The sequence below is a fragment of the Niabella soli DSM 19437 genome (genome assembly GCF_000243115.2).
Classification (GTDB): Bacteria; Bacteroidota; Bacteroidia; order Chitinophagales; family Chitinophagaceae; genus Niabella; species Niabella soli.
The window spans coordinates 1590050-1603306 of record NZ_CP007035.1 but is presented as its reverse complement, the minus strand read 5'-3'; the positions used below and the strand labels follow the sequence as shown (position 1 = coordinate 1603306).

Annotated in this window: 5 protein-coding genes; all 5 read left to right on the top strand. The window is 44.1% G+C overall.

Annotated features, from left to right (window positions below):
- Positions 1–149 precede the first annotated feature (149 nt).
- Positions 150–2525, top strand: coding sequence for an ABC transporter permease (locus tag NIASO_RS06875; RefSeq protein WP_008584920.1), 2376 nt, complete (start codon positions 150–152; stop codon positions 2523–2525).
- Between the two features lie 260 nt (positions 2526–2785).
- On the top strand, positions 2786–5164 hold the full coding sequence (locus NIASO_RS06870) for an ABC transporter permease (RefSeq protein ID WP_008584922.1): 2379 nt from the start codon (positions 2786–2788) through the stop codon (positions 5162–5164).
- Between the two features lie 226 nt (positions 5165–5390).
- Positions 5391–7796: an ABC transporter permease gene (locus NIASO_RS06865; RefSeq protein WP_008584924.1), complete on the top strand. Its 2406-nt coding sequence runs from the start codon at positions 5391–5393 to the stop codon at positions 7794–7796.
- Positions 7797–8049: 253 nt separating this feature from the next.
- Positions 8050–10473 (top strand): ABC transporter permease, encoded by a 2424-nt coding sequence (locus tag NIASO_RS06860; protein ID WP_008584926.1) that lies wholly within the window; start codon positions 8050–8052, stop codon positions 10471–10473.
- A gap of 221 nt (positions 10474–10694) precedes the next feature.
- Positions 10695–13154: an ABC transporter permease gene (locus NIASO_RS06855; RefSeq protein WP_008584927.1), complete on the top strand. Its 2460-nt coding sequence runs from the start codon at positions 10695–10697 to the stop codon at positions 13152–13154.
- Positions 13155–13257 lie beyond the last annotated feature (103 nt).

Here is a 13257-nt window from a genome sequence, read left to right as displayed (position 1 = left end):
ATGTGGAAATGTGAGAATTTAAAGTGCAGAAGATTAAATTAATAAAACGCGTCATCCCGACACCTGCGTAGCTGGGAAGGGAGCTCATTCCGGAGGAGATGAAAAATCATAAATCTCAAATCAGAAATTAGTAATCCGAAATAGATTTTATGCTCAAAAATTATTTTAAAACGGCTTGCCGGAGCTTATGGAAGAATAAATCGTTTACGATGTTGAACCTGTTGGGGCTGTCGTTAGGTATGGCAGCAACCTGTATGATCTCATTGTGGGTACAGCAGGAACTAGGGTTCGACCGTTGGTACAAAAATACAGACCGGCTTTACCAGGTGTATAACCGGGATGTTTTGGGGGGAGAAGCTTATACCTATTCATCTACTCCCAATCCCATGGGGCCGGCATTGAAGGCCGGTTACCCGGAAATAGAAGCTGTTTCAAGAATCTCAGATGATGAATTTTTAATTGCTAATAAAGACCGCCAGTTTAAATCCGGTGGGCTGTTTGTAGATGAAGGTTTTGTATCTATGTTTGGGTTCCCGGTTTTGGAAGGAGACCCATCGGGGAATTTAAAAAAACCCGGAGATATATTTATAACGGCGTCATTGGCAAAAAAGCTGTTTGGTAGCCGGGATGCGGTGGGAAAAATGCTTAGGATGAATGACTCCCTTTCCCTGAAAGTTGCGGCAGTATTGCAAGACCCGCCGCGGGCCGGCAGCTTCCGGTTCGAATTTTTGCTGCCCTGGGTCACATACACGAAATTATATGGTATTTATTCCAGTTGGACGGGCAACAACGTTAAGACCTATGTGTTATTGAAGCCTGGTATTTCAGCGCCAGTCGTCAATAATAAGATCAGCAAGATTACCGCAACGCACATTCCAGAGAATAATACGGTTAAAGACCTGACCCAGTTTCTTCACCCGGCTTCAAAATGGCATTTGTATAGTAAGAGCGAAAATGGACAATTAACCGACGGCGCCATTACCAAAGTACGGATTTTTGTTTTAGTTGCGTTATTTATGATCCTCATTGCCGCTATCAACTTTGTTAACCTTACCACTGCGAGAACCGAAAGAAAAGCCAAAGAAGTAGGCATTCGCAAAGTGGCCGGTGCCGGGAGGTCGTCGCTGATCTTCCAGTTCCTGAGCGAAAGTGTGTTGCTGGCATTCCTGTCGGGAATAGTTGCTGTTCTGCTTGTATTAATCGCTCTACCCGCATTTAACCAATTGATAGAAGCCGACCTGAAACTGAATTTTACTGATTACCGCCTGTGGGTTGCCTTTTTTGGAATTGTTTTGCTGACAGGCCTGGGTGCAGGTTTATACCCTGCCTTTTATCTTTCTTCATTTTTGCCTGTGAAGGTATTAAAGGGACGACCGGGGAATAGCCATGGGAATTTTAGCCTGAGGAAGTTGCTGGTGGTAACGCAATTTGTATTTGCCATTGCTTTAATTATTTGCACATTGATTGTAAAGAAACAAATGAATTATGCACAGGAAAGGGCGCTGGGCTACAATAAGGATCAGTTGTTGTTTTCGCCCATAGAGGGCGATGCGCAGAAAAATTACCGGTTAATAAAACAGGCGCTGCTGCAAAGCGGCGCGGTTACAACTGTTTCAGGCTCTCAAAATCCCATAACAGGCCGTGCGCCCAATTATTATGGGTTTCACTGGGAGGGTAGCACCACAAGCGACGAGAAATCAAGCTTCTATATCTTTAACACTGATGGGAATTTTACCGCTACTTTTGGAACAACCATTCTGGCCGGACGGGATATTGACGTAGCTAAATTTCCTACGGATAGTACAGCGGTTTTGTTGAACGAACAAGCGGTAAAGTTGCTACGACTCAGTGACCCGGTAGGAAAGAAGATCTGGCGGGACGACATAAGCCTGACGGTTGTGGGAATTGTAAAAAATTATATCAGCGGATCGCCTTACGCTAATATACAGCCAATGATGATCCTGGGCCCTAATCCGAATTTTGGCATCGGAACACTACATTATAAATTAAACCCTGCCAAACCCGTTCAGGAGAATATAGACGCCATAAAATCGGTGTTTAAAAAATACAACCCCGGGTATCCTTTTGAATTTCATTTTGCTGATGAAGCCTATGCTAAGAAATTTTCAGATGAAAAACAATTGGGCATTTTAATTGGTTTATTTTCTGCATTAAGCATTTTTATTGCCTGTCTGGGTTTGTTTGGCCTGGCGGCCTATATGGCGGAAACCCGGTTTAAAGAAATTGGTGTCCGTAAAGTATTGGGTGCTTCCATTTCAGGGATCCTGGTGTTATTGTCGAAGGATTTTGTGCGGCCGGTTATAGTTGCATTGCTGGTCGCTGTGCCTGTTTCCGGGTGGATCATGAATAGATGGTTGCAGGGATATAGTTACCGTACTACCGTTGGCTGGACAGCCTTTATTATAGCGGGCGGCATTGTTTTGCTGGTAGCGGTTACTACGATCATTGCCCAAACGCTCCGGGCTGCTGTAACCAATCCTTCGAAAGCGCTACGAAGCGAATAATTAATTTGAAAATGTGTTAATGTGAGAATTTGGAAGTGTGAAAATAATAAATGCGGCGTACTAAACTAATAAAACGCGTCATCCCGAGACCTGCGTAGCTGGGGAGGCAGCTCGTGCAGGCGGAACGAATGAATAATTTGAAAATTTGAGAATGTGAAAATGCAGAAAGGTAAAAAGGAAATGAGGTAGGGGGATGCTGTCGTGAGACGATAAACGTTAGACATCAAAGATCAAAAAATCAGACATCAGAAATTGATTTTATGCTCAAAAATTATTTTAAAACCGCGTGGCGCCAGTTATTGCACAATAAGATCTTCTCGATCGTGAATATTGCAGGCCTGGCATTAAGCCTTACCGCCTTTTGGTTGATCGCCTTATTTGTGGCGGATGAACTGAGCTTCGACAGATATCATGAAAAAGCAGATCGTATTTACCGGGTTGTATCCCATGGGAAATGGGCTGGCGGCGGCTTTGACATCACCGGTACATCCGGCGCCCTGGCACAATCGTTAAAAAAAGATTTTCCCGAAGTAGCGGAAACCGTTCGGTTAAATGCGGAAGGCGGAGGGATCATAACCTACGGACAAAAGCAACTGAAGGCGGATTCAATACTGTTTGCCGATAATAGTTTCTTTTCCGTTTTTTCTTATCATTTTATTGAGGGCGACCCTTTGACGGCCTTGTCAAAACCGCGTTGCATAGTGCTTACCCAATCACTGGCTGAAAAGCTTTTTGGCACGGCGGGCCAGGCAATCAACAAAACCTTATATTTTCAGAATAATTTCCCCAACCTCGTTACCGGCATCATTCGGGATGTGCCCGGAAATTCTCATTTTGCTTTTTCCGGGATCCGATCCTTTGATGATAACTATACAACCGACCCGGGCAACCTGAGCATCTTTACTTATCTGTTGCTAAAGCCGGGGGCAAATGCCGGTAATTTAATTAAAAAGCTTCCGGCTTTTGTGGCCCGGAACTTTCCGGATTCCATTACGAATATCAAATATTCGCTGGAACTGCAGCCGTTAACGGCGATTCACCTGCACTCTAACCTGAGTTATGAATTAGGCAATAACCGGAGCGTCCGGTTCATTTACGTAATAGTGGTCATTGCACTGTTGATCCTGGCTATTGCATTGGTCAACTATGTAAATATTACCACGGCAAGAGCTTCTGTACGTTTGAAGGAAGTAGCGGTGCGCAAGATCATAGGCGCCTCCAAAACAAATTTGCTGAAATTATTTTTGACAGAATCCCTTGCCATAACAGTGTTGGCAGCAGCTCTTAGTTTTTTATTGGCAGTGTTGCTGTTGCCCTGGTTTAATAAACTTACGGGGAAAAACCTTGAGCTGTGGCAATTTGGAAGCGTTATAACAATGATCTGTTTAGCGGTAGGCACTTTGTTGCTGGGCTTGTTGGGGGGGCTGTATCCATCCCTGTTGTTATCGGCTTTTAAAATTATTCCATCGTTAAAGAACCAATTGGGCAGTCGGAAGGGGCAGTTGTTTTTTGGGAAAGCGCTCGTGGTTTTCCAGTTTAGTGTTACGGTTGTATTGATTGCGTTGTCCCTGTTGGTATACCGGCAACTGCGTTATATGACGCAAATGGATCTGGGCTTCAATAAAAGCCAGGTACTTACTTTTCATATTGATAATAAAGCCACCCGGGAAAAAATAGATCTCCTGAAAAACAGGTTGGAACAGAGTCGTTATATAAAAGCGGTGGCGGTAGCTGGAAATCCCATAGGCAATAATGATATTGGTATGCTCGACTACAGTCCCGAAAATAATGGGGTTATCAATCCAAAAGCTTCTAACCTCGGGTACGGGTTGCAGGTTGACGCATCCTTTATTCCTGCCTTACAAATGAAGGTGGTTGCCGGTCGAAATTTTACAGAAGGCATAGCTACCGATAGTCAGTCGGTGCTGGTGAACGAGGCGCTGGTGAAAAAAGCCGGCTGGTCTGATCCTATAGGAAAGCGGATACAAGCTGCCGGGCCGGAACCCAAAAAAGTAATCGGCGTGGTGAGGGATTTTCACCTGTATTCGGTGCAACATAAGATTGAGCCGATGGTGTTGATGCTTCCACGAAAAAATGAGGATAAGGATAATGTGTATGCAAGAGTGGACCCGGCACATGCTTCGGAAGCGGTACGGTATATTGAGCAGACATTTAAGCACATGGATCCGGACGCTTTGTTTGAGTATCATTTCCTGGACGATAATTTTGCCCGGCAATATATAACAGAGCAAAGGCAGGGAAAGATGCTGTTGGGGTTCACCGCTCTTGCTATTATTATTGCTTCGCTCGGGCTTTTTGCATTGATCACTTTTACAGCCGAACAACGGGTGAAAGAGATCGGCATCCGGAAAGTATTGGGCGCCACTGTGGGGAATGTAACGGGGCTATTGTCCTTTTCTCTATTAAAGTTGGTTTTGGTTGCGTTGATTATTGCTTTCCCGGTTGCTTTTTTCCTGATGCATAAATGGCTCGAAGATTTTGCATACCGGACAACGGTCAGTTGGTGGTTGTTTGGGATCGCCGGCTTGCTGGCATTGGTTATAGCTATTGCCACCATTAGCTTCCAGGCGATCAAAGCGGCAACTGCCAACCCGGTAAGATCGTTGCGGAGCGAGTAGTCAATTTGAAAATTTGAGAATGTGATAACGAAGAATAATTAATGCAGAATATTAAACTAATAAAACGCGTCATCCCGACACCTGCGTAGCTGGGGATGGAGCTCGTGCAGGTGGAACGAAAACGTGAATAGTTAATAGTGAGTGGTGAATCGGCAGGAGATATAGTCGTGAAACGATAAATATCAGACATCAGCAATCAAAAAATCAGAAATCATAAATTGATTTTATGCTAAAAAATCATATAAAGATTGCCTGGCGGAATATCCGGAAACATTCGTTATACAGTGCTGTCAATATTATTGGCTTATTTGCAGGTATCCTGTTCTTCTTTTTGATCGGCGCCTATGTGTGGAGCGAACTGCAGGTAAATCAGCAATTAAAGCAGGAGAAAAATCAATATATCTTAACCAGCGAATGGAAAGACCCGAACATGGGATATGACCTGGCAACATTAGGTCCCTTAGCTAAGCGACTAAAACAGGATTACCCGGGGCTGGTAAAGAATTATTACCGGTATGACGGCATTTCGGCAATTGTATCTAAGGGGGATAAACATTTAAAGGAAATTGTTCAGTTAGGCGACAGCACCTTGTTGACGATGTATGGTTTTAAAACATTGTATGGAAACCCCGCTACTGCACTGGATCAGCCATTTTCTGTAGTGATTACGGACGCCATCGCAAAGAAGTATTTTGGTAAAACGGATGTCGTCGGGGAAATGGTTGCTTTAAGAAGCTATGACGGCGCTATTCATGATTTTAAAATAACAGCGGTACTGGATGCCATTCCCGAAAATACGGTTACGGCTCTAACGCCAGATTATCCGGGTAGTATTTTTGTGCCAACCGCCAACTATACCTATTTTGGCCGAAATGATCTGGATAATTGGAATAATATACAGATCGCTTCTTATATTGAATTGCAGGAGGGCGTAAAACCGGGTGATTTAACCGCCCCTATAAAACAATTGCTCAAACAAAACACGTCCTCTGCTGTTCAGGCCAATTTGACGGTGAGACCTGTTGCGCTTGGCGTATATCATCTTTTGAGAAATAATGCAGCAGTCGAGAAAATGCTGTATACTTTATCGTTTGTGGCATTGTTTATTCTCATTATGGCTGTGATCAACTTTGTGAATATAGCCATCAGCAGTGCCGGCACAAGGATGCGGGAAATCGGGGTGCGTAAGGTAATCGGCGGTCTACGCGCGCAACTGGTGTTGCAATTTCTTTCTGAATCGGTCATACTGGTGGCTCTTGCAACCGTTCTGGCAATTGCTGCGTATCCTGTTGCTAAAACTGTATTCTCGGAAATAGTGGGCAAGCCCTTGCCGCTCTTGAGTGCTTTTCCCGTTTGTTTTGTTTTGATCCCGGTATGGCTTATTTTATTGATCGGCCTGCTGGCCGGTATTTACCCGGCTATCCGGTTGTCATCAGTAAATACCGTAACTGCCATGAAAGGAATGCTGCGGTCAGTTGGCGAGAGTGTGTTGTTGCGGAAAGGCCTGCTAGGATTCCAGTTTACAGTGGCCTTAGTGGTACTGGTTACAACGGTAATCATATCCCGGCAGGTGGCTTATTTTTTTGGGGGCAGCCTGGGGTATAACAAAGAATATATGGTAGCTGCACAGGTGCCGAGAGACTGGACCAAGTCGGGGGTAGATAAAATGATTGCGATCAGAGATCAATTTGCCCGGATCCCTGAAGTAAAGGATGTGTCGTTGTCCTATGAGATCCCTAATGGCAATAATGTAGGGATTGTCCCTGTTTTCAAATCGGGGGAAGACTCCACACGGGCGCGCACTTTTCAATTGTTATCAACGGATGAAAAATACCTGGGTAGTTATGGTCTTTCTTTAAAGAGCGGCCTTTTTTTTGATGGGCATAAAAGAGACTCCGGACGGGTGGTGCTTAATGAGACAGGAGCCGCGGCACTAGGCTATAAAAACGCGGAAGATGCCATTGGTAAACAGATCAGAGTGCCAGGCGATCCCACGGTATTTACGGTTAAAGGAATTATAAAGGATTTTCATTTTGACGGCATGTGGGCAAAGATTGCGCCTGTAATGTTCTTTAATATAGATTTCAATCCAAGGTATCGTTTTCTGTCTTTCAGATTAAAACCGGGAAATATACAGGCGTCATTGAAGACTATTCAAAAAAAATGGGCGGCTTTAATTCCTGAAGCCTCTTTTGAATATCATTTTATGGATGAATCATTAAAAATCATTTATGCAAAAGAGCTGCAACTGCAAAAGGCGGCTTATACAGCTACTGTGTTAACGATGGTTATTGTATTACTGGGAATTTTCAGCATGGTTTCTCTTAGCATTCAGCAACGGGTGAAAGAGATAGGCGTACGGAGGGTGTTAGGAGCTTCCGTCGGTAATATCATCAATTTGTTCAGTAAAGACTTTATTGCTGTTCTATTGATCGCAATAGTTGTTGCGTTGCCGGTAGGGTATATTATTATGAAAAGCTGGTTGCGCAATTATGCGTATCATATATCGCTTTCTGTCGGGCCCTTTGCCATAGCCGCTGCGTGTATTGCACTAGTTACTTTTTTATTGATAGGCCTGCAGACCATTAAAGCGGCTTTGTCGAATCCGGTAAATAGTTTAAGGAACGAGTAATTAATTTGAAAATTTGAAAATTTGTGAATGTGAGAATATGGAAATGTGGAGATGTGAAAATGTGAAAATAATAAATGCGGCGTACTAAACTAATAAAACGCGTCATCCCGACACCTGCGTAGCTGGCGAGGGAGCCCATGCAGTTGGAACGAAGAAAGTGAATAGTCAATAGTGAGTAGTGAATGGGAGAAAGATGCTGTCGTGAGACGATAAACCTCAGACATCAGCCATTAAAAAATCAGAAATTTATTGTATGCTTAAAAATTATCTGAAGACATTAGTCAGAACCTTTAAGAAGAATAAGTTGGCAACTGCCATTAACCTGGTGGGTTTAACCGCGGCTTTTACCTGCGCTATTTTGTTGTTGTTGCGCGTGTATCACGAGTTTTCTTTTGATCAGTCCTATCCTGATAAAGAGCGGCTGTTTAAGGTGTATAATTTCAGAAATAAAACAGAAGGCGAAACCTATTCAACCTCCATGGCCATCCCCATGCAGGAAACAATGAAAGCCGAAAGGATAGGGGTAGAGATGGCGACAGTCGTTCGAAATACGGGCGGCGGAATCCGGTATGGTAATAAGCAACTGGATGCAGGCCTGCAATTGGTGGGGCCAGATTTTTTAAATATTTTTTCCTTCCCGATGTTCGCAGGAAATCGCCAACATGCGCTTGCCGATCCTAATTCGGTGGTACTGGCGCAGCCGATTGCAGGGCGGCTCTTTGGATCGGAAATTCCTGTTGGGAAAACGGTTTCTGTATATATCCGTGGAAAATGGGTTCCACTGAAAGTGACGGCGGTGGCATCAAAGCTTCCCGATAATTTGTCCGTGAACTTTGACGTACTGGCCAGAGTAGATCTTGATCCGGACTTTGCCGCCGGTAAGAACAATTGGGATATGGCATGGATGAATGTGTATGTGAAATTATTACCAGGGGTGAAACAGGCTGACGTAGAACAGCGGTTGCGGTACTTTTCAAAAAAATATTTATACACTTCCGGCGATGAACTGGCGCAGAAAATGGGCTTAAAAAAGAATGCACAGGGTGATTACGGTGGTTTGCGGCTGCTGCCGGTAACAGATCTGCATTTTAATACGGAAGTAGGTTCGGATGCTTCTATGAATAAATCGTTTCTTTATATGCTGCTGCTGATCGCAGCAGTGATCCTGTTGGTCGCCTGCTTCAATTTTGTGAATTTAAGCATCGGAGTTGCTTTTACAAGATTTAAGGAGATCGGTATCCGCAAATGTCTTGGAGCCCGCAGACGCCAGGTTTGGACACAGGTATGGAGTGAGAATATCTTTTTGATTGTGCTTTCGCTTCTTCTGGGAATCGGTTTGTCGCTCCTGCTCATAAAACAATTCAACAGGCTGTTTGGTGCCGGCATCAGCGCTTCGTTACTTGGAGATCCTCTGGTACTAACGGGGCTGGTTTTGTTGGTGCTCCTGATTTCCCTTGTGGCTTCGGGGTATCCTTCAACTTTATTGAGCCGCCTAAAGGTTACTGAAATATTAAAAGGTAAGCTGCGTGTAAAAACCAACGGCGGTTTGAAGGATGTATTGATTGTTTTGCAATTTATTGTAGCCGTGGTCTTGATGAGCGCAACCGTAGTCATATACCTGCAGTTTCAGTATTTGCGCAAGGCGCCGCTTGGTTACGAATCGGAAAATTTAGTCTCGGTTCCTGTTGCTCTTGATAAAGACGTAACAGATGTTGCGGACAAAATGCGCCGGTTATTACAGAACCAAAGCACAGTAGAGAGTGTATCTGCCAGTAATATTAATATGGGAGTGGGAAAGGATGGAAGCACCAATAAAGAAATGTTTGGTTTTGAGTATGACGATAAACATGTACGTACTGCCTATATGGCCGCCGATTATAATATTATAAAAACACTGGGAATGAAACTGTCAGCCGGACGCGATTTTACTATGGACTATGCGGCCGATACACAACATAACGTAATTGTAACGGAAAGCTTTGTTAAAAAACTGGACTTGAAAAACCCTGTAGGTTTACGGATCCTTCATGACTCTGCATCGCCTCCCTGGACGATTGTGGGGGTAATCCCGGACTTTCATCTCTATTCTTTGTTTAATCAGATAGAGCCGCTGACCATCGGGCTGGAACCTAAGCATGCTTTTTCTTATTTATTGATAAAGGTGAGGGCTGCAAACCTGGAAGCTACTATGAATCTGCTGCGGGATGCTTACCATAAAGTGATCCCCGGTGCTGCGTTTATGGGATCTTATGTTAATGAAAATATTGATCGTTGGTACAGGACAGAGCTACAACTTTCGAAAATGTTTTCCGTTGCTGCAATGCTGGCGATTATATTATCCTGCATGGGGCTGTTTGGAATGGCCTTTATAGTAGTGGGGCAGCGCACTAAAGAGATCGGCGTGCGTAAAGTATTGGGCGCTTCTGTAAGCAACATTACCACACTGGTGAGCAAAGAATTCATTAAACCTGTCGTTATAGCTATTATCATCGCAACGCCAATTGCTTTATGGGCATTGAACAAGTGGCTGCAGCATTTTACCTACCGGGTAACGCTTACCTGGTGGGTATTTGCGGCGGCTGGTGTGGCGGCACTCGCCATCGCAGTGCTGACGGTAGGCTTCCAAGCAATAAGGGCGGCGATAGCAAACCCGGTTGATGCATTGCGAAACGAGTAATTAATTTGAAAATTTGAAAATGTGAGAATTGAAAATGCAGAATATTAAACTAATAAAACGCGTCATCCCGACACCTGCGAAGCTGGGGAGGGAGCCCGTGCAGGCGGAACGAGGAAAGTGAATGGTCAATAGTGAGTGGTGAATAGGTAGGAGAATGCTGTCGTGAAACGATAAACGTCAGACATCAGACATCAAAAAATCAGACATCATAAATTGCTTTTATGCTAAAAAATTATTTTAAAACCGCCTGGCGGATGCTCTGGAAAAACAAGGTAGTCAGCACTATCAATATTGTTGGCCTTAGTATTTCGGTCGCCTTATGCCTGCTTTTGTTTTTTTATATCCGGTTTGAGGAATCCTTTGATGGGTTTCATGAGAAAAAAGACCGTTTATTCCGGCTGGAAGCTACTCAGCTTTATAAGTCCCTCAATCAACAAAAACCGAAGGAGGGGCTGTTAAAAAAATTGACTGCCGGCGACGAAGCCAATAATTCGGTCACCTTTCCCTTTGTTATTGCACAGGAATTGCAGGCTGCCTTTCCGGAGATAAAGAGCATCACCAGGATGGCTGGAGTGGAAACAAATGATGATGCCTGGAAAACGGTGGTGAAGGCCAATGATAAAGCCTTCAAGGAAACAGGTATACTGGACGTTGACGCTAACTTTTTTGAGAATTTTAGTTTCGCTCTTTTAAAAGGCCATGCTGCTACGGTGCTTGAAGGCCTTAATAGTATCGTCCTGTCAAAATCAACGGCATCAAAATATTTTGGATCACGGGATCCGATCGGGCAAAAGGTGGTGATTGATAATGATACTACCCAACAATTTGTTGTTACAGGAATAGTGGAGGATGCGCCAGCCAATTCGGGCATACGGTATAGTATGCTCTATAATATAAAATCGAGGCCTGATTACGCCGAGCGTATTAGTAGCCGGTTTAATACCTGGTCGCACGAATATATACTTGAACTAACAAAAGGAACAGCTCCGGCGCAGTTTCAGCAAAAGCTAAATAGCTGGATGAAACAAAAATACCGGGAGGAAATTCAATTTGATAAACCCGATAAAATAAAGGGATATCAGTGGCTGCTGCGGCCATTGCAACAATGTCATTACAGCCCGAAGGGGTGGGGGCATTATACCAATTCGCGGGTGCTGTACCTGCTGACCTGTTTATTCCTGCTCATCCTGATACTGGCTTCTGTAAATTATATTCTGCTGACCATATCAGGGGCTATGAGCCGGGTACGCGAAGTAGGAATGCGTAAAATAATGGGCGCCGGCAGGCCGGGGCTGATCCTTCAATTATGGATGGAAACCCTGCTGATTGTAGTGCTGTGTATCGTTACCGGGCTACTGCTTGCCACTTTGGTCTTGCCGGTGTTCAACCAGCTACTGAATACGCATATTTCATTTTCGCTCATTCCTGTTAAGGAGATTTTTATAGCAGGTGTTATCCTGTCAATCGCTTTGAGCGTTCTTGCCGGCCTGTACCCGGCTGCTGCTATTTCCGCCACAAAGGCAACGGCTGTAATGAAAAGCGGTACTACCTTTAAAGTTAAACCCCGCTTTTCAAATCCGTTGGTCGTTGTTCAGTTTTCCATCTGTTTTATCCTGGTAATCGCCATTATTGTTATCAGCGCACAAATGCGGTACCTAAGCAGGATGAACCTGGGTTTTAATAAAGAGCAGGTATTATTGGTGAAAAATGAAGCAATGGGCGATCAGCTAAAAACCATACGGGGGCGCATATTTAACTATGCACGAACGCAGCCGCAGGTGGTGGCCATGTCGGGCATTGGTGGCGATTTAAAAGGCGCGTACAATCATAATGCGTTTAAGCTAAATGGGGAACAGCAGTGGTACAGCCAGATAAGGGTGGATTATGATTATTTTAAATTATTAAATATTCCGTTGATAACGGGCCGGGCTTTTTCTGCTGACATTGCCTCAGACACCATCAAAAAAGCGAGAGCCTGTGTGATCAATGAGTCGTTTTATAAATTATTGGGCCCCGGAAATGTAAGGCTTGGCGAATATAATGAGACGATCCGGGCCACTATTATCGGCATTTGCAAGGATTATAATTTTGAAAGTCTTACCAAACCTATCGGACCCCAACAACACGTTTTGGCAGACTATTATGAAAATTCTTTTATGTTTAAAGTACGCGGAGAGGAGCTGAGCAAAACGATCGAGGGATTCCGGAAAGAATGGAATAGCATAACGAATAATTACCCGTTTGAATTTACGTTCCTCGACGATTCAATAAATGAAATGTACAAGGCTGATGTGCGCTGGCAAAAGATTATATCAGTAGCGGGTGTTTTTGCCGTCGGAATTGCCTGCATGGGGCTCTTTGGCTTTTCGTTGCTAAGCGCATTAAACAGAACAAAAGAAGTGGGCATTCGCAAAGTGCTTGGAGCTACGGTTATGGACATTTCGGTGCTGCTAACGAAAAAGATTGTTTTCCTGATTGTTATAGGGTTGCTTATTGCGGGCCCTGTATCCTGGGTAGTGATGAATGAATGGTTACAGGAATTTGCTTACCGGGTGCACATCGGTTGGTGGATGTATGTGCTTGCCGGGTCTGCAGTTATAGGTCTTGCATTACTCACTGTTAGCTTGCAAACAATTAAAACAGCAATTTCAAACCCGGTGGAAAGTTTACGGGCAGATTGATTGGAGAGTTGATGAATGGTCAAAGGTCAATAGTGAATAGTCAATAGTGAGTGGTGAATAGGAGGGAGAATGCTGTCGTGAAACGTAAAACGTCAGACATCAG